Raw genomic sequence first — 17,087 nt, forward strand, 5'->3', positions numbered from 1 at the left:
CTCGCACCGGCAGGATCGGGTCGGCGCATCCCGAGCGCGCGCCCGGTGACCGGTTCGGCCCAAGAAGGTCACTCGTCGGCGTGGGGCTCCGGCGTGGCGCCGGGCTCGCTCCTTGCGCCGGGCTTGGACCAGGGCCACTTCCTGCGGCCCCCCGCGTCGCCCTCGGGGTCGTACGCGTACTTCCACCCCTGGTGCAGCCCCAGCCGCTTGCTCTGCCCGGCCTGGACCCGCCGGTAGACGAGCACCGTCGGCGGGCCGCCGTGCGCGTCCGGGACCGGAACCCGGTACACCTTCGGCGGGTGTCCGGTCATGCCGAGCAGGACGGGCAGCACACGTCCGTCCAGCGGGCCGCCCTCGAAGGGGGTGTCTTCGCTCTTCACCGCACCAGTGTCACAAACGCCGCGGTTAAGACCGACCGGCAATTGGAGGGTGGGAGAAGGAGCGGGGTCTGGTGCGTGCAGCTGCAAGGCGGAGGAGGGAGTGATGGCGGAGCCATCGCGACCGACGACAACGCGGCAGATGTGCGTGCCAGGCCCCGCGACGCCGCCCTCCAATTGCCGGTCGGTCTAAAGCAGCCGCGCCGCGTCACTGAGCACCGGAAGGACGCGCCGGGCCAGCACACCCACGGCGCCTTCCCTGGGCTCCAGGGCCAGGGCGGCCCGTACCACGGCGGTGGTCTGCGGATCACGCCCGGCGCTCGCCACGAGCACCGCCACGAACTGCTCCACCAGCCAGTCGCGCAACTCGTCGAGCGGCGGCTCCTTGCCCGCGTCGAGCCAGATGAGCGAGGCGCCCTCGACCGCGGTGATCCACATCCGTACGGTCATGCGCAGCCGGGGCCCCGGGTCCTGGACGGCCAGGTGATCGAGGATGTGCTCGGCGGCGGCCCGCCGCACCCCGTCGACTATGGCCGTGGTCCGCGAGGTCTCGACCACGCTGCCGCCCTGCAACAGGGCGCTGAACCCGGCGTCGTGCTGGTCGACGAAGGCGAGATAGCGGTCCAGGGCCCGGGACAGCCGCTGAGTGAGCGGGCCCTCGGGGGGCTCCGCGAAACAGTGCTCCAGCTCCTCCGCGGCGGACCGCAGGGCGGCCTCGTACAGCTGCTGCTTGCCGCCCGGAAAGTACCGGTACACGAGCGGCCGCGACACCCCCGCCGCCTCCGCCACATCGTCCAGCGAGACCTCTTCCGGCGCCCGGTGCGCGAAGAGTGACAGGGCCGCCTCGAGGAGCTGGGAGCGCCGCTGCTCGACACTCAGTCGACGGTATGCGGGGGTGGGAGCCTGCGGGGTCATGCTGGGCAGCGTAACCGGGACCCCCGGTGGGTGCTGTCAGGCGAGCAGCCCCGACGCCCTCCACAGTCGCCGGCCCACACCCCGCAGCACACCGATGTCGTCCAGGAAGTCCGTCAGCCGCTTCGCCCCGGTCTGCATGACCTCGCGCCGGTGCCCGCTGGCCTGCACCTGCGCCACGGCCTCCCGCCGGTCGAGGCCCACGTTCGTGTAGACCTCGGGATTGACGAAGGCGACGGAGAAGACGCGGGCGAACTCGCCCGAGGTGACCCGGGTGAACTCCTGGGACCAGCGAGGAGCGGTCACCATCTGCCGCCGCAGCTCCTCACGGGCGTAGCGCACGTGCCGCGCCTCCTCCACCACGTGGATGCGCGTGACCCCCCGTATCAGGGTCTGGACCCGCTCGTCCGGGAAGGTCAGCCGCTGCATCCAGTCGAGGACCTCCTCGCCGAGCAGAGTGGCGGTGAAGGACCCCGGTGTGGTCGAGATGGTCTTGAAGACCCGCCCGAGATGCTGATGCGCGCGGCTCACCGGGTAGTACGGCGTGCCGCCCCGGGTGATCAGCCGGGCGAACATCTTCGAGTGCCGGCACTCGTCCTCGATCTCGGTCAGCGCGTAGCGCACGTGCGCGCTCGTGGCCGCCTTGTCGTAGATGTGCCGCACCAGCAGCTGCATCAGGATGAGCTCGAACCAGATCCCGAGCGAGGCGAGCGCCGCGGCCTCGTGCTGGGAGAGCAGGATCCGCTGCTCTTCGCTCATCCGCTTCCACAGCGGGGTGTCGTACAGCGACACGAGCTCCGGCGGCCAGAACCACTTGCCCTCCTCGAAGGGTGCGTCCCAGTCCAGCTCCTTGTCGGGGTCGAAGGAGTGCTTGGCGGACGAGTCGAGCAGCCGCTCGGCCACCTGCTCCCGGTCCTTGAGCAGACCGAGCGCGTCGCGCAGCACATCCGCCTCCGTCGCCGTCGTCATCGCTGTCCCCATCCGAATCCGAGTCGTACCGGATGCCTGTCGGGCTACCGGTGCCGGGTTACCGGCGGTCACGTCTTATGAGACTGCCTGTCAGCAAGCTGGTCAATCCCTCCCGCACCACTTGTTGACGACGCGTCTACCCCATGTGAGCGTGGAACGTATGCCGACGCATGAGCTGTACGCCAAGGATCCGGGAGCTCCCCTCTGGCAGATACCGGCCTCGGGAGCGGCACGCTTCAGCTGGGAGTACGACGACGGTCGCGAACGCCTGCTCGCCCTGTACCAGAAGGGCAAGGACAAGCAGTGGGACGGCCAGAAGCGCATCGACTGGGACCTGGAGGTGGACCCATGCGATGCGCTCGGCACCCCCGAGGAGGCGATGACCCTGTACGGGACGCCGTACTGGGCGAAGATGACCGACCGGGACAAGGGGGAACTGCGCCGGCATTTCGCCTCCTGGCAGTTCAGCCAGTTCCTGCACGGCGAGCAGGGCGCGATGGTCTGTGCCGCGCGCATCGTGGAATCCGTCCCCGACCTGGACGCGAAGCTCTATTCCGCCACCCAGACCATGGACGAAGCGCGCCATGCGGAGATATACGGCCGTTTCCTGCACGAGAAGATCGGGATGCTCTACCCGGTCAACGACAACCTTCAGTCGCTCCTCGGCGACACCCTCCGCGACTCCCGCTGGGACATGCCCTACCTCGGGATGCAGGTCCTGATAGAGGGCCTGGCGCTGGCGGCCTTCGGCATGATCCGCGACACCACGGACAAGCCCCTGCCCAAGCAGATCCTCGCGTACGTCATGCAGGACGAGGCCCGCCATGTCGCCTTCGGCCGCATGGCGCTGCGCGACTACTACAAGCAACTCTCCGACGCCGAACTCCGCGAGCGCGAGGAATTCGTCATCGAGGGCTGCTATCTGATGCGGGACCGGCTGCGCGGGGTGGAGGTGCTGGAGAACTTCGGCATCCCGAAGGCGGAGGCCGAGCAATACAGCGAACAGTCCGAGTTCCTGCACCTCTTCCGCCAGTTGCTCTTCAGTCGCATCGTCCCCTGCGTCAAGGACATCGGCCTGTGGGGCGAACGCCTTCAGCAGGCCTATGTCGACATGGGCGTCTTCGAGATGGGCAACTCCAACCTCGACCTGCTGATGGCCCAGGACGAGGAGATCGCGGAGCGGCTGGACGCGGAGCGGTTCGCGGCGGAGGAGAAGGAGCGCGTGGCGGAGGTGGAGGCGATGATCGAGTCGGGCGCGGACTCGTAAAACAGGTGTACGGCATCCCGTCGAAAACGGCATGATCACACCCATGACGCCCGCCCCGACCGACGCGCTCTCGAACCGGGCCGCGGCCCGCCGCAGCCTCGAAGGCCTGGCCCTCGGCGACGCCTTCGGCGAACGCTGGTTCCCCCTCTTCCGCGACCGCCCCCAGGCGTACGAGGAGATCCGCGCCCGGCGCACCCCGGAGGAGCCGGAGTGGCACTGGACGGACGACACGGCCATGGCGCTCGGTGTCTTCCGGATCCTCGACGAGCACGGTGAGATCCGGCAGCCGGAGCTGGCCCAGGTGTTCGCGCTCGGCTACGACGCGGACCAGGCGCGCGGCTACGGCTACGGCATGCACCAACTGCTCCCGCGCCTCCTCCAGGAGCCGGACCGCTGGGAGGAATTGGCGCGCGAACTCTTCGACGGCGAGGGCAGCCTGGGCAACGGTGCGGCGATGCGGGTGGCTCCGCTGGGCGCCTGGTTCCAGGAAAGCCTCCCGCTCGTCGTCGAACAGGCGACGCTCTCCGCGCAGGTGACCCATGCCCACCCCGAGGGCATCGCGGGCGCGGTCGCGGTGGCCGTGGCGGCCGCGCTGTCGGCCCGCGGCGAGCTGGACATCGACGCCGTCGCGTCCGCGACACCGGCGAGCGCGGTCCGCGACGGCCTCCTCCGAGCGTCCCGGCTCCCCTTCACCACCGAACCCTGGAAGGCCTCCGACCTCCTCGGTAACGGCCAGCGTGTCCGCGCCGACGACACCGTGCCCTTCGCCGTCTGGTGCGCCGCCCGTCACCCCGACGATCTGACCTCCGCCCTGTGGACCACGGCCGAGGGCTTCGGCGACGTCGACACGACCTGCGCCATCACGGGCGGAATCGTGGCCGCGCGTACGGGAGTCGAGGGCGTACCGGAGGAGTGGCTGCGACGCCGGGAGGCGGTACCCGGAGCCGCCTGATCGCCGAACGATCCCTTGGCGCCGGGGATCGCGTCGAGGAGTCGGCCACAGCCCCGGTACATCTCCACCTTCCGGGCGTGCCGCAAACCTCGTCGCTTCGCGTGGCGTGGTCCCCGTCCGTGACTCCAAGAACCCGAGTGGCCCGGTACTGGACTTCCCCGCCGGATCGTTCGCAACTTTCGTCGCAGCGGTTCGAGCCGGGGAGTTCGGCACTGTCTGACCACTCGACCTACCCGCACCGGTTCCTGAACCGGGGCCGGGTCCTTGACGGACACGGCCCCGCTGATCCGACGGAGTGTCAGCCCGCCCAGACCTCGGCCTCGTCGGCCGGGATGGTGGTGGCCAGGCCCAGTTCCTTGCGGGCGGCGACCGACTTGTTCGGGTCGATGTCGGTGAACGCCGGGTCGTAGGCGATGTAGAACGCGTCGGCGTCGGCGGCGTTCGCGGCCTTCTCCCAGTTCCCGGCCGCCTTCGTCAGCGTCGCGCGGAGCTTGCCGACCTCGGTGCCCTCGATGCCGTCCAGTCCCTTGACGTGTGCGTCGAGGGCGGCCGCGACGGCCTTGGCCTGCGCCTTGTAGCCGGCCAGGTCGTCCTCGACGGTGTCGCTCTCGGGCTGGTTCGCCCACAGGGCCTCGTAGACCGCGTTCGAACCCTTGAGGTACGTGGTCTGCTCGGGCTTGAGGGACTTCGCGGTGTTCAGCGAGCCGCTGAACGTGCCCTTCTCCGCGGTGTAGGTGCAGCTCACCGCGCGGTCACCCGTCGCCCAGCTCTCCTTGGTCGGGGTGTAGTAGAAGAGGGCGACGCCCTTGGGAAGCGCCCAGGTGTCCGGGGCGTAATTCTGCACCTCGACCGGGCAGCGGTTGTCCGCGATCGTCGAGACCCCGTCGTCGCCGGGGTACTCCTTGCCCTTGTCGATCGCGAACTCGCCGACGACCTGGCCCTCGTGGGCCTCGTCGCAGGGCACGATCTCGACGGCGTACGCCGTCCCCTCGGCCTTGCCGTTCGGGTTGTAGCAGTCGCCGATGTCCAGCGAGAACACCGAGCGCTGGCGAGCCGCCTTCTTCGCGCCGTCCTTGGCGCTGTCGACGGCGTCGGAGACGTCCGAGCATCCCACCGCGCCGATCGCGAGCAGGGCGGCAACGACGGATATGCCGCGAAGGGGGCGATACGGGGCACGGATTGCCATGATGTGTACATCCTCTTACGTGATCTTTATGAGGGTCGCGCGCATCGTATGCCATTCCTGTGGCCCAGCTGTGCGAAGGCCCTCACCTCATCGCGGCGTCTTTGACTCGCGACGGGCCGCGAGGGTTGTATCCGGGCTGCTCGCAGGTGGGAGTCGGGAGGGCCCTGCGATATTTCTGTGGAGCCGGGCGATGTCGAGCGTGGAGGGACGTGCGCAAGGGCGGGCGTACCGCGAGGTACGGATTCGCCACGAACCGGTCACACGTCTTGTCAGTCAGATGCCCGCAGATTCGGAGAACCTGGAGCGGGTTGAGCTGGGCGGCGAGGGACACAAAGGCACTGGGGTCCCTACAGGGCCGCGTGATCACCTCGGACCCGGGGTGATCCGAACACACCCCCTAGGACCTGTCCGGTCGATCACGGCGGAGACGCGGGGTGGGGTGCGCACATCTGCCGCGTTGTCGTCGGTTGCCGACTCCCCCAAGTTCTCGGCTTCGCTCGAACAGGGGGGACCCCCATCGCGTCGACGCCCTCCTCCGCCTTGCAGCTGCACGCACCCCACCCCGCTCACCGGCACCGACCACACACCGCTGCTTTCCTCCACCGTGATCGACCGGACAGGCCCTGGCGCGCAGTCAATCGCTTACTGGTTCCAGCTCTCGTCGTACGGGTCGCGCGGGGTCGGGACCGGCTTGGCCTCGGTGACGTCGAGGAACGGGATGATGCCGTCGTTGACGGGGTCCTTCGTTCGTTCGGCCGTGTAGGTGCCGGTGACCTGGAGCCAGGTATCGGGTTGCAGGACGGGCGGGATGTGCCCGGTCAGGCCGATCTTGACCGGCTGGGCGTCTGCGGCACAGCAGTTGAGGGCCATCCGGACCAGGTACGGGGTGCCGTCGCGGTCGAGGGCGAGGAAACCGGTGACTTCGAGCCGCCGGTCGCCCAGGGAGCGGCCGTGGTCGTAGGCGGCGCGGCCCGCGTAGTCGACGAGGCTGAGCGGGAGGGGGTCGGTGGTGGGGAGGGCCGGGTAGGCGAAGGGCTTCGTCAGGGCCGTGCCGGTGTGCGTGGCGCTGTAGGAGCCGAGTGCGGGCGGGGCGACCAGGATGAGGGCGAGCAGGGGGAGGACGAGGAGCCAGGCGATACGGGGTTCGCGGTGGGCGTCACCCTCCCCGTCCTGCTGCGGCTGTCTCCGGTCGTACCAGACCGTCGCCACCGCCGTCACGATCAGGACCACCCCGGCCGCGAGCAGCAACGGGCGCAGACCCTCCTTGACGTAGCGCAGATAGAGGTCGGTGAAGCCGGCGTGCAGCACCGCCGCGCCGACCAGGAACAGCACCGCCGCCTGCGCCTGCCGGTTCACAGCAGCACCGCCCCGACCAGGACCGACATCAGGACGGCCAGGACGAAGGTGGCGGGCGCGAACCGCAGCGCGAACCCGCGGCCGAACGTGCCGGCCTGCATGGCGAACAGCTTCAGGTCGATCGTCGGCCCCACCACGAGGAAGGCCAGCCGCGCCGTCAGCGAGAACTGGGTCAGGGACGAGGCCACGAACGCGTCGGCCTCGGAGCAGATCGACAACAGCACCGCCAGGACCGCCAGCGCGAGGATCGCCACCACCGGGTTGTCCGCCGCGGCCCGCAGCCAGTCGGCCGGTACGACGGCCTTGAGCGTGGCCGCCGCCATCGCGCCGACGACCAGGAAGCCGCCGGCGTGCATCACGTCGTGCCGTACGGATCCCCAGAACGCCGCCCCTTTGCCGAGCCCCTCGTGCGGGGGACGGGCGGGCGGCCGCAGCCAGTCGCTGCGCCCCAGCCGCTGCCAGGCCCACCCCATCGCACACGCCACGAGCAGGCTCGCCACGAACCGGGCGAGAACCATCTCGGGGTTGCGGGGGAACGCGACAGCGGTGGCCGTCAGCACGATCGGGTTGATCGCCGGGGCCGACAGCAGGAACGCCAGCGCCGCCGCGGGCGTGACGCCCCGTCGCACCAGCGCCCCGGCCACCGGCACCGACGCGCACTCGCAGCCGGGCAGCACCGCCCCGGCCATCCCCGCGACCGGCACCGCAAGGGCGGGCCGCTTCGGCAGCGCGCGGGCGAAGAACGACGGCGGGACGAAGACCGCGATGACCGCCGACAGCAGCACCCCGAGGACGAGGAAGGGCAGCGCCTGGACGACCACCGCGACGAACACGGTCATCCAGCTCTGCATCACGGGCGCGGACAGTGCCCGGCGGATCGGTCCCTGCGCCACCACCAGCGCGAGCAGCAGCATGATCAGGACGAGGGGGGAGTTGAACTGCCAGCCCTGTGAACCGTGCGCGTGGCCGTGCGGATCGTCCGCGTCGTGGTGGGCGACCTCCGGCGGGGTCGCTTTGGTGGTGCTCACGGGCGAGATACCTCCGGCAGGGCAGGGCTGGGGTTCGGTGGACGGGGTGCCCTCCCCATCAGTACGCCGGTTCAGGCGTGACTGCTCACTCCGGACCGCTCATTTCCGGACCGCTCATTCCGGCCGGAAACGATGTCCGCAACGTGAACGCGTACTCCGTGGGCCCGTGCTCGCGCAGATGCACCAGCCGGGACTCCGCCTCCGCCACCGTGGGCCGATGCCCCGCCGGAACCCACCACAGCGCGGTGACCGCCTCCTCCAGCCGTTCGAACCACTCACGACGGCGGGCCATCAGTTCACGATGCTGCCCCTGGTACATGAACGCCGTCAGGGCGTTCGTGTCCCGCCAGGTGGTCAGGTTGACGATCAGCCAGTCGTCGCCGAAGACGGCCACATCGGTCGCGTTGCCCGAGTCGCTCTGCAGCCGCCAGACGAAGCCGTCCGCCGCGTCCGCGACGGCGTTGACCGGGTCGAGGGCCTCCACGAAATCCTTCAACTGTGGTGAGTCCAGAGGGGCTTTGAGGCGGGCGATGTTGACCTGGGCGAGCTCGTACGCAGCTGCGGTCTGAGTCATGCCCGAACGATAGGTCGAGCGTCGGGTGCGAACCACCCCCCGTCTCAGAACCCGAGCACCGCCTTCATCACCGCCTTGGCGATCGGTGCCGCGTCGCCGCCTCCGCTGATGTCCACGCGGTCGGCCGCCGCGTCCTCGACGACGACCGCGACCGCCACCGCCGCCTCCATGGAGTCGTCCGCCTGGGCCCAGGAGATGAACCAGGCATACGGAATACCGGAGTTGCCGACGCCGTGCTGGGCGGTGCCGGTCTTGCCGCCGACCGTCGCGCCCCGGATCGCGGCCTTCGTCCCGGTGCCCTTGCTCACCACGTCCGTCATCAGCTCGCGCATCTGCGTGGCGGTGGTGGGGTGCATGGCCCGGTGCAGTGTCCGTGGGCCGGTCGTCGACACCGTGGTGCCGTCGCGCGTGGTCGTCCGATCCACCAGGTACGGCGCTCTGACGGACCCGTCGCCCGCCACCGCGGCCGCGATCATCGCCATCTGGAGGGGAGTGGCACGGGTGTTGAACTGGCCGATGGAGGACAGTGCCAGCTGCGCCCGGTCCAGCCGGGTGTCGAAGTTGCTCGGCGCGACGGAGAAGGGGACCTTCAGCTCCCTGTCGTTGAATCCGAAGGCCTCCGCCGCGCGCGTCATGTCGCGCAGCCCCACGTCCACGCCCAGCTTGGCGAAGACCGTGTTGCACGACCACGCGAAGGCATAGCGCAGCGAGGCGTCCTCGCAGCCCTCGACCTCGTTGGTGAGCCGCGTCGTGGTGCCGGGCAGCGTGAACGGGTCCGGGGACCCGGTCTCCGCGTCGACGTCCGTCACCACCCCCGCGTCCAGCGCCGCCGCGGCCGTCACCACCTTGAACGTCGACCCCGGTGGATACGTCTGCCGGATCGCCCGGTTGAGCATCGGCTTGCTCTCGGCCCCGTTCAGCCGCCGCCACGCCTCTTTCACGGCCGAGCCCGTCCCGGAGAGCACCGCGGGGTCGTACGACGGTGTGGAGACCAGCGCCAGGATCTTCCCCGTGGACGGCTGGAGGGCGGCGACCGCGCCCCGGCGTGAGCCGAGTCCGTCGTACGCCGCCCGTTGTGCGGCCGGGTGCAGGGTGGTGACGACCTTGCCGCCCGGGTTCTGGGCGCGGGTGATGTCGTTGTACAGGGGGAGCCGGGAGAGCATCGGGTCGGTGCCGGAGAGGATGCCGTCCTCGGTGTTCTCCAGGAACGACGTTCCGTACAGCTGCGAGGCGAAGCCGGTCACCGGTGCGTACAACGGGCCGTCACGGTAGGTCCGTTCGTAACGGAGCTGCTCGCCGCTGTCCCTGGAGCCGGTGACCGACCGGCCGTCGACGAGGATGGTGCCGCGGGGCTGGCTGTAACGGGCGATCGTCTGGCGGCGGTTGGCGGGGTTGTCGTCGTACGACCGGGCCTGGAAGACCTGGACGCGGGTGGCGTTGACCAGGAGGGCGACGAGCAGCAGGGCGCACAGCGCGGCGGCCCTGCGGATGTACTTGGTCACGGTGAGACCTCCTGGCGACTGACGCGACTGACGCGGCTTGCGCGGCTCACGGCGCCGCCGTCCCGTCGTACTGGCTGCGCGCCGAATCGCTGATCCGGATCAGCAGCGCCACGATGATCCAGTTGGTGACGACCGAGGAGCCGCCCTGGGCGAGGAACGGCATCGCCATGCCGGTCAGGGGGATCAGCCCGGTGACCCCGCCCGCGATCACGAAGACCTGGAGCGCCACGATCGACGCGAGGCCGATGGCGAGGAGTCGTCCGAAGGGGTCGCGCAGGGCGAGGCCCGCGCGGTAGCCGCGCTCCACGAGAAGGGCGTAGAGGAGGAAGATCGCCGACAGGCCGAACAGGCCCAGTTCCTCACCCGCCGTCGCCAGGATGAAGTCCGATTTGGCGGCGAAGCCGATGAGGTGGGAGTGGCCGAGTCCGAGGCCGGTGCCGAGCATGCCGCCGGCGGCGAACGCGAAGAGGGACTGGGCGAGTTGGTTGGGGCCCTGGCCCGCGTCGATCGATGCGAAGGGGTGCAGCCAGTCCTGCACCCTGCTGTGCACATGCGGTTCGAGCCGGCCGACGGTGAGGGCGCCGACGACCGCGAGGAGCAGGCCGACCGCGATCCAGCCGCTGCGGCCCGTGGCGACGTACAGCAGGATCACGAACAGACCGAAGAAGAGCAACGACGTCCCGAGGTCCCGCTCCAGGACCAGCACCAGCACGCTCAGCAGCCAGATCGTGACGATCGGGCCGAGGACGCGCCCGGTGGGGAGCTGGAGCCGTTTGAACCGCCAGATCTGGCGGCCCGCGTAGGCGAGCGCGTTGCGATTGGCCGCGAGATAGCCGGCGAAGAAGACCGCGAGCAGCACCTTCGCGAACTCGCCCGGCTGGATGGAGAATCCGGCGATTCGGATCCAGATGCGGGCGCCGTTCACGGCGGGGAAGAAGATCGGCAGGATCAGCAGGCCCAGCGCGGTGACGACCGAGACGTAGGTGTAGCGCTGCAGGACGCGGTGGTCGCGCAGGAAGAGCACGGCCACGATGAAGAAGGCGACACCGAGCGTCGACCAGACGAGCTGGGTGGTGGCGGCGGCCTGGTCGCCCGGCGTGTCCAGGTCGAGGCGGTAGATCAGCACCAGGCCCAGGCCGTTGAGGAGTACGGCGATGGGGAGCAGCAGCGGATCGGCGTACGGTGCCCGCCACCGCACCGCGAGGTGGGCGAGGAGCGCGAGCACGCCGAGCCCGGCGCCGTAACCGGCGGCGCCGGGCGGGAGGGTGCCGTGTTGGGCGAGTCCGACAGCGCAGTAGCCGTAGACGGAGAGCAGTACGGCGACGACGATGAGGCTGAACTCGATGCCGCGGCGCCTGGGGAGACGTACGGCGGGGGTGGTCGCGGTAGCGGCCGTCGCCGCGGTTGGTTCGGTTGGTCCCTTTGTTCCGGGCATGCCGTGTGTTCCGCGCATTCCGGGCTGGGTCATGTCCGGAACGTAGCAAGCGAGGGGCTTGATGTCCCGTTATGTGGTGACAAACGGGCCGTTCCGGTGTGCCTGGAATCGGATTCAGCACCAGCGCGGTGACTCCCCGATGATGTCGACGTGGCGCGCCGGGGCCCAGGACCAGGTGCCTTCGCTGACCAGGTACCAGAGCGTGTCGCCTTCGACCTGGTGGCCCGATGTCTTGCAGTAGATGTCGAGGCGCTCGCCGTGCGGCGCGACGCGGATGATCCGGCTGCCGCGGTACGGGGCGTTGCGCAGGGAGAGGCCGTTGCGGGCGGTGACGCGGCCCTCGTAGCGGCGGTCGGCGGAGTGGCCGTTGCTGCCGTTGGCGCCGTGGGCGCCGTTGCCGCCGTTTCCGCCGAAGCCGTTGCCTCCATCTCCGCCGAAGCCGTTTCCGTTGCCTCCGAAGCCGTTGTCGTCTCCGTGGTTTCCGTTGCCGCCGAAGTCGTTGCCGTTCCCGCGGTTGCCGTTGTCGTCTCCGCGGTTGCCGTTTCCGTGGCCTCCGAAGTCGTTGTCGTCTCCGCGGTTGCCGTTGTCGTTGCCGCGGTTGCCGTTGTCGTCTCCGCGGTTGCCGTTTCCGTGGCCTCCGAAGTCGTTGTCGTCTCCGCGGTTGCCGTTGTCGTTGCCGCGGTTGCCGTTGTCGTCTCCGCGGTTGCCGTTTCCGTGGCCTCCGAAGTCGTTGTCGTCTCCGCGGTTGCCGTTGTCGTTGCCGCGGTTGCCGTTGTCGTCTCCGCGGTTGCCGTTTCCGTGGCCTCCGAAGTCGTTGTCGTCTCCGCGGTTGCCGTTGTCGTTGCCGCGGTTGCCGTTGTCGTCTCCGCGGTTGCCGTTGCCGTTGCCGTTGCCGTGGCCGCCGAAGCCGTTCCCGTTCCCGTTTCCGTTCCCGCCGAAGCCGTTTCCGTTCCCGTTGCCGTGGCCGCCGAAGCCGTTCCCGTTCCCGTTTCCGTTCCCGCCGAAGCCGTTCCCGTTCCCGTTGCCGCCGAAGCCGTTCCCGTTCCCGTTGCCGCCGAAGCCGTTTCCGTTCCCGTTTCCGTTCCCGCCGAAGCCGTTCCCGTTTCCGTTCCCGCCGAAGCCGTTTCCGTTCCCGTTTCCGTTCCCGCCGAAGCCGTTCCCGTTCCCGTTCCCGTTCCCGTTCCCGTTCCCGTTCCCGTTCCCGCCGAAGCCGTTCCCGTTGCCGTTCCCGCCGAAGCCGTTCCCGTGGCCTCCGAAGCCGTTGTTATTGCCGAAGCCGTTGTTGTTGCCGTTTCCGCCGAAGCCGTTGCCGTGGCCTCCGAAGCCGTTGTTGTTGCCGTTGCCTCCGAAGCCGTTGCCTCCGAAGCCGTTGCCGTATCCGAAGCTGTTGATGCCTCCGATTACTCCGAAGCCTCCGTCGACACCGGTGAATCCGTTGGGGCTGACGCCTGCACCGAGGCTGGTGTCGCCACTTTCGCCTTTGCCGTCCCAGTCGCTGCTGTTGCCGCCCTGGTTGGTGTCCCACTCGTCGTCAGCGATGACAGGAGTCGTTCCGGCGACCGCGATGAGCGTGCCGGCGGCTAGAGCCATTCCGGTGCGGGTGAAGGTGGATCGCAGGGACATGGGGGGGCTCCTCCAATAAGTGTGCAAACCTGACTTATCGCCACATTAGGATCTGGTCAGGGCTGCGCGCAGGTCGCACTGCGCCATCGGGGACGCGCACGTGCTCAGAGTGCCCCGGGTGGCCCTTCACGGACGCTCTCTCCCGGCTCGCGCTGAGGGAGCGTCAAGGTCGCCACCGCGCCGTCCTCGGTAGCGCCCGCGAAGACCGGCCGCACGCCCGGCACCTCCACCTGGCCGAGCGCGTTCGTCAGTCCGTGCCGTGGCGCGGCTGGCTCCCTACTCCGCCAGCTCCTCCAGGAGGCGGGCCGTGGGCAGCCCGGCGCGCAGGTAGTCCACGAACAGCTCGTTGTGCAGGGCCCACGGTGAGCGACGACTCCGTATGAGCCGTATCGCCTCCTCGGTGGTGTGCCCCGCGAGGGCGAGCGCGTGCGCGACGACGAGTCCCGAGCGGTTGTAGCCGTGATAGCAGCGGACGAGGACCCGGCGCCCTTCCTCCAGCGCGTCGTCCGCGGCCCGCGCGAGACGGATCACGCCCGTCAGCTGCGTCCCGTCGAGGGGCCCGTCCGGGATCGGCCACACATGGTGTTCGACGCCCGGCGCGGGACCGTGCCCCGGCAGCCTCAGCAGCGTCAGGACCAGGTCGAACTCATCGCGTACGACGGCGAACTCCGGCTCTCCGGAACGCCCCGCGAACGCGTGCCCGCCCATCCACAGGCCGGGCACGATCTCGCTCCACGGGCTGTCGGGAGCCGGCACATCGGATTGCTTCCTACGGGTTCGCAACGGCGCCTCCAGCCGACTCCCCCAACTCCCACAACTCCTCACAAAGGTAACCGGCTTCTTGCCCCTGGAGCACCCCTCCTGTTCCCATGGTCATGGGGTGATGGTGCATGAATGGACTGCGCGTCATACCGACCTGGCGGCACGGTCAGGAGCGGCTGTACGTCTGCCTGACGGACGGGAGGAACGTCGCCTGGTACGACCGTGAGGCGGCCCGGGTCAACCTGCTCAGCGAGGACCGGCGGGAGGACGTGCTCGACGCGCTCGGCCCCTTTCTGACCGGTCCGGTGACGGTGGGGCCCCCACCGGTCCCGACCCCCGCTGAGCTGGCCCGTCTGACCCTCCACCCGGACGACGACCTCGCGCCGAACCGGCCCGGCGAGGCGCTGGTGATCGCCCTCGACCGCGACCCGGGCCCGGCGCGTCGGCTGCGGCCCGATCCGCGGCGGCGGGCGTTGGCCGCCGAGCAGGCCGTCGGTGAAGCGCTCGATCGGCTGGAGGGCGCGGGGTGGCACACCCTGCACTCGGTTCCGCTGCCCGGCGGTGACCGGATCCACCACCTTGTCGTCGGGCCCGGCGGGCTCTTCTGCGTCCGGGCGCTGTACGCCCGTAAGCAGAGGGTTCTCGTTGCCGATCCCATGGTGACGGTCGGCCGGCGTGAGCCGTCGCCGCTGCTTCGCCGGGTGCGGGCCGATGCCGATCGGGCCGCGTACGCGCTGACCGCGGAGGTTCGTCCCCTCCTTGCCGCGGCGGGTGCCGCGGAGCTGGATGTCTTGGGGCCACTTCGCGATGTCCGTGTCCTCCTCGACGCGGATCTGTCGTCGCTGGCTCGGCTGGGTGGGGTTCTGAAGCCGGGGGATGTGGAGGCGCTGCACGCGATGGCCCGGGACCGGCACACGTGGCTGAAGGCGTGAGGTTCCTCGCCCCCGCCAGGGGCGCTGCGCCCCCTGGACCCCCGCCTTCGCCCGAAGGGCTCGTCCTCAAACGCCGGACGGGCTGGATATCCCGGCCGGGGCTTGATTTTTCAGCCCGTCCGGCGTTTGAGGACGAGGCCGTTCAGGCGAAACGGGGTGTGGGGGCGGAGCCCCCAGGGGACGGGACGGGCAGGGGCGGCGGGGGCGAGAAACCGGGCGCGGCGCCGCTGTCCCACTGGCCTATGCTCGGCGGAAGGCCGGATTCGGACTTGTTCAAAGGACGTGACAACATGCCGTCATGTCCTCCGCACTGACCGATCTCTCCCCTCACCCGATCGTGCAGGCCCCCATGGCGGGCGGCGTCTCCGTACCGGATCTCGCCGCCGCCGTGTCCGAGGCCGGCGGGCTCGGGTTCCTTGCCGCCGGGTACAAGACCGCCGACGGCATGTACCAGGAGATCAAGCAGCTGCGCGGGCTGACGGGCCGCCCTTTCGGGGTCAACCTGTTCATGCCGCAGCCGGAGTACGCGGACCCGGCCGCCGTCGAGGTGTACGCGAACCAGCTCGCCGGTGAGGCCGCCTGGTACGAGACGGAACTCGGGGAGCCGGACTGCGGCCGGGACGACGGCTACGAGGCCAAGCTCGCGGTCCTCCTCGACAATCCGGTCGCGGTGGTCTCCTTCCACTTCGGCTGCCCCAGCCGAGACGTCCTGGACTCCCTCGCCCGCGCCGGCACGCTCACCCTGGTCACCGCGACCACGGCCGAGGAGGCCCTGGCCGTGCAGCGGGCGGGCGCCGCCGCGGTCGTCGTGCAGGGCGTGGAGGCGGGCGGCCACCAGGGCACCCACCGTGACAACCCGGAGACGGACGGCACCGGCATAGGACTGCTCTCGCTGATCGCGCAGGTGCGCGAGACCGTGGAGATCCCGATCGTCGCGGCCGGGGGCATCATGCGCGGCAGCCAGATCGCCGCCGCGCTCGCGGCGGGTGCGAACGCGGCACAGCTCGGCACGGCGTTCGTCGCCACCCCCGAGTCCGGCGCGAACGCCGTGCACAAGCAGGCGCTGACCAACCCCCTGTTCGTACGGACGGAGCTGACCCGGGCGTTCTCCGGACGCCCGGCGCGCGGCTTGGTCAACCGGTTCCTGCGCGAGCACGGGCCGTACGCGCCCGCCGCGTACCCCGAGGTCCACCACCTCACCTCCCCGCTGCGCAAGGCGGCGGCGAAGGCGGGCGACGCGCAGGGCATGGCGCTGTGGGCGGGACAGGGGCACCGGATGGCGCGCGAACTGCCCGCGGGGCAGCTGGTGGAGGTGCTGTGCGCCGAACTGGACGCCGCCAGGGCAGCGTGGTGCGCGCCCGAGGAAGAGGGAGGTGCGGTCCGATGACGGCACCGGTGTTCGTGCTCGATCCCCTGGAACTCCCGGATTTCTGCGGCGGGGAGTTTGTCCTCGACGGCCCCGAGGGGCGTCACGCCGTGTCCGTGAAGCGGCTGCGGCCCGGTGAGGACGTGATCCTCACGGACGGGCGGGGCCACTGGATGCAAGGTGTGGTGAAGGCCGCCGAGGGCAAGGACCGCCTGGTGGTGATGGACCTGGAGAGTGTGCACGAGGAGCCTCCCCAGTCCCCTCGTATCACCGTCGTCCAGGCCCTCCCCAAGGGCGACCGGGGCGAGTTGGCCGTCGAGACGATGACCGAGACCGGCGTCGACGCGATCGTCCCCTGGGCCGCCTCCCGCTGTATCACCCAGTGGAAGGGCGAGCGTGGCTTGAAGGGGCTCGCGAAGTGGCGGGCGACCGCGCGGGAAGCGGGTAAGCAGTCGCGCCGGGTCCGCTTCCCGGAGATCGCGGACGCGGCAACGACCAAGCAGGTTGCCGCACTTCTCGCCACAGCCGATTTCGCGGCGGTGCTGCACGAGGACCGCGAGTACGGCAGCGAGCCGCTCGCCACCGCCGAACTGCCCACCTCCGGGGAGATCGTGCTGGTCGTGGGCCCCGAAGGAGGCGTCGCTCCGGAGGAGCTGGCGCTCTTCGCGGAGGCGGGCGCGAAGGCGTACCGGCTGGGGCGCAGCGTGCTGCGTACCTCGACCGCCGGGACCGCGGCGACCGCGCTGCTGCTGGGACGCACGGGCCGCTGGTCGTAACGTCGGTCACGCGCGTACGCGGGTGACAGTAGCCCGTACGGGGTCTACCGCGACGCGCGGGACAGTGGCA

Annotated in this window: 16 protein-coding genes and 1 pseudogene; 6 read left to right on the forward strand and 11 right to left on the reverse strand. The window is 70.2% G+C overall.

The window, feature by feature from the left end:
- Nucleotides 1–68: 68 nt before the first annotated feature.
- The 3 genes from ACX28W_RS12325 to ACX28W_RS12335 all read right to left on the reverse strand — a co-directional run bounded on the left by ACX28W_RS12325 (nucleotide 69) and on the right by ACX28W_RS12335 (nucleotide 2,258).
- A complete protein-coding gene (locus ACX28W_RS12325) occupies nucleotides 69–380 on the reverse strand; it encodes a hypothetical protein (RefSeq protein WP_458998948.1) in 312 nt (103 codons plus the stop codon).
- A 186-nt stretch (nucleotides 381–566) separates the two neighbouring features.
- Nucleotides 567–1,292 (reverse strand): TetR/AcrR family transcriptional regulator, encoded by a 726-nt coding sequence (locus ACX28W_RS12330; protein ID WP_458998949.1) that lies wholly within the window; start codon nucleotides 1,290–1,292, stop codon nucleotides 567–569.
- Nucleotides 1,293–1,328: 36 nt separating this feature from the next.
- Nucleotides 1,329–2,258 carry an AurF N-oxygenase family protein gene (locus ACX28W_RS12335; protein ID WP_458998950.1) on the reverse strand — a complete coding sequence of 310 codons (930 nt, stop codon included), beginning with the start codon at nucleotides 2,256–2,258 and terminating at the stop codon, nucleotides 1,329–1,331.
- 160 nt (nucleotides 2,259–2,418) lie between these two features.
- On the opposite strand from ACX28W_RS12335, the gene ACX28W_RS12340 reads away from it, so the two are divergent.
- From ACX28W_RS12340 to ACX28W_RS12350, 3 genes and pseudogenes are all read left to right on the forward strand, one after another.
- Nucleotides 2,419–3,525 carry a ferritin-like domain-containing protein gene (locus ACX28W_RS12340; protein ID WP_458998951.1) on the forward strand — a complete coding sequence of 369 codons (1,107 nt, stop codon included), beginning with the start codon at nucleotides 2,419–2,421 and terminating at the stop codon, nucleotides 3,523–3,525.
- 43 nt (nucleotides 3,526–3,568) lie between these two features.
- Nucleotides 3,569–4,477, forward strand: coding sequence for an ADP-ribosylglycohydrolase family protein (locus ACX28W_RS12345; RefSeq protein ID WP_458998952.1), 909 nt, complete (start codon nucleotides 3,569–3,571; stop codon nucleotides 4,475–4,477).
- Between the two features lie 79 nt (nucleotides 4,478–4,556).
- A pseudogene (locus tag ACX28W_RS12350) lies at nucleotides 4,557–4,697 on the forward strand (DUF397 domain-containing protein); the annotation flags it as partial.
- A gap of 78 nt (nucleotides 4,698–4,775) precedes the next feature.
- Here ACX28W_RS12350 and ACX28W_RS12355 read toward each other — a convergent pair.
- From ACX28W_RS12355 to ACX28W_RS12390, 8 genes are all read right to left on the reverse strand, one after another.
- The gene (locus ACX28W_RS12355; RefSeq protein WP_458998953.1) at nucleotides 4,776–5,663 is read right to left on the reverse strand and encodes a septum formation family protein; all 888 of its coding nucleotides are present in this window, start codon (nucleotides 5,661–5,663) and stop codon (nucleotides 4,776–4,778) included.
- 642 nt (nucleotides 5,664–6,305) lie between these two features.
- The gene (locus ACX28W_RS12360) at nucleotides 6,306–7,019 is read right to left on the reverse strand and encodes a TIGR03943 family putative permease subunit (protein WP_458998954.1); all 714 of its coding nucleotides are present in this window, start codon (nucleotides 7,017–7,019) and stop codon (nucleotides 6,306–6,308) included.
- Entirely contained in the window at nucleotides 7,016–8,047 is a 1,032-nt protein-coding gene (locus ACX28W_RS12365) for a permease (RefSeq protein WP_458998955.1), read from the reverse strand. Before ACX28W_RS12365 ends, ACX28W_RS12360 begins: the two co-directional genes overlap by 4 nt.
- 85 nt (nucleotides 8,048–8,132) lie before the next feature.
- The gene (locus tag ACX28W_RS12370; protein ID WP_458998956.1) at nucleotides 8,133–8,621 is read right to left on the reverse strand and encodes a DUF3291 domain-containing protein; all 489 of its coding nucleotides are present in this window, start codon (nucleotides 8,619–8,621) and stop codon (nucleotides 8,133–8,135) included.
- Nucleotides 8,622–8,665: 44 nt separating this feature from the next.
- A complete protein-coding gene (locus tag ACX28W_RS12375; protein WP_458998957.1) occupies nucleotides 8,666–10,123 on the reverse strand; it encodes a penicillin-binding transpeptidase domain-containing protein in 1,458 nt (485 codons plus the stop codon).
- Nucleotides 10,124–10,169: 46 nt separating this feature from the next.
- Nucleotides 10,170–11,558, reverse strand: coding sequence for an FtsW/RodA/SpoVE family cell cycle protein (locus tag ACX28W_RS12380; RefSeq protein WP_458999088.1), 1,389 nt, complete (start codon nucleotides 11,556–11,558; stop codon nucleotides 10,170–10,172).
- Between the two features lie 114 nt (nucleotides 11,559–11,672).
- Nucleotides 11,673–13,181, reverse strand: a complete 1,509-nt coding sequence (locus ACX28W_RS12385; protein ID WP_458998958.1) for a hypothetical protein — start codon at nucleotides 13,179–13,181, stop codon at nucleotides 11,673–11,675.
- Between the two features lie 276 nt (nucleotides 13,182–13,457).
- Nucleotides 13,458–13,964, reverse strand: coding sequence for a protein-tyrosine phosphatase family protein (locus ACX28W_RS12390; protein ID WP_458998959.1), 507 nt, complete (start codon nucleotides 13,962–13,964; stop codon nucleotides 13,458–13,460).
- Between the two features lie 107 nt (nucleotides 13,965–14,071).
- Between ACX28W_RS12390 and ACX28W_RS12395 the strand changes: the two genes are divergently transcribed.
- The 3 genes from ACX28W_RS12395 (at nucleotide 14,072) to ACX28W_RS12405 (ending at nucleotide 17,017) form a co-directional block, all read left to right on the forward strand.
- Nucleotides 14,072–14,875 (forward strand): nuclease-related domain-containing protein, encoded by an 804-nt coding sequence (locus ACX28W_RS12395; RefSeq protein ID WP_458998960.1) that lies wholly within the window; start codon nucleotides 14,072–14,074, stop codon nucleotides 14,873–14,875.
- 298 nt (nucleotides 14,876–15,173) lie between these two features.
- Nucleotides 15,174–16,262 carry a nitronate monooxygenase gene (locus tag ACX28W_RS12400; protein WP_458998961.1) on the forward strand — a complete coding sequence of 363 codons (1,089 nt, stop codon included), beginning with the start codon at nucleotides 15,174–15,176 and terminating at the stop codon, nucleotides 16,260–16,262.
- The gene (locus ACX28W_RS12405; RefSeq protein ID WP_458998962.1) at nucleotides 16,259–17,017 is read left to right on the forward strand and encodes a 16S rRNA (uracil(1498)-N(3))-methyltransferase; all 759 of its coding nucleotides are present in this window, start codon (nucleotides 16,259–16,261) and stop codon (nucleotides 17,015–17,017) included. Before ACX28W_RS12400 ends, ACX28W_RS12405 begins: the two co-directional genes overlap by 4 nt.
- Nucleotides 17,018–17,087 lie beyond the last annotated feature (70 nt).

It is taken from the genome of Streptomyces sp. SD15 (genome assembly GCF_054462255.1).

Coding starts and splice junctions, on each gene's coding strand:
- ACX28W_RS12330 (WP_458998949.1), bottom strand. CDS start 1,292: ATGACCCCGCAGGCTCCCACCCCCGCATACCGTCGACTGAGTGTCGAG.
- ACX28W_RS12335 (WP_458998950.1), bottom strand. CDS start 2,258: ATGACGACGGCGACGGAGGCGGATGTGCTGCGCGACGCGCTCGGTCTG.
- ACX28W_RS12340 (WP_458998951.1), top strand. CDS start 2,419: ATGCCGACGCATGAGCTGTACGCCAAGGATCCGGGAGCTCCCCTCTGG.
- ACX28W_RS12345 (WP_458998952.1), top strand. CDS start 3,569: ATGACGCCCGCCCCGACCGACGCGCTCTCGAACCGGGCCGCGGCCCGC.
- ACX28W_RS12355 (WP_458998953.1), bottom strand. CDS start 5,663: ATGGCAATCCGTGCCCCGTATCGCCCCCTTCGCGGCATATCCGTCGTT.
- ACX28W_RS12370 (WP_458998956.1), bottom strand. CDS start 8,621: ATGACTCAGACCGCAGCTGCGTACGAGCTCGCCCAGGTCAACATCGCC.
- ACX28W_RS12380 (WP_458999088.1), bottom strand. CDS start 11,558: ATGCCCGGAACAAAGGGACCAACCGAACCAACCGCGGCGACGGCCGCT.
- ACX28W_RS12385 (WP_458998958.1), bottom strand. CDS start 13,181: ATGTCCCTGCGATCCACCTTCACCCGCACCGGAATGGCTCTAGCCGCC.
- ACX28W_RS12395 (WP_458998960.1), top strand. CDS start 14,072: ATGAATGGACTGCGCGTCATACCGACCTGGCGGCACGGTCAGGAGCGG.
- ACX28W_RS12400 (WP_458998961.1), top strand. CDS start 15,174: ATGTCCTCCGCACTGACCGATCTCTCCCCTCACCCGATCGTGCAGGCC.
- ACX28W_RS12405 (WP_458998962.1), top strand. CDS start 16,259: ATGACGGCACCGGTGTTCGTGCTCGATCCCCTGGAACTCCCGGATTTC.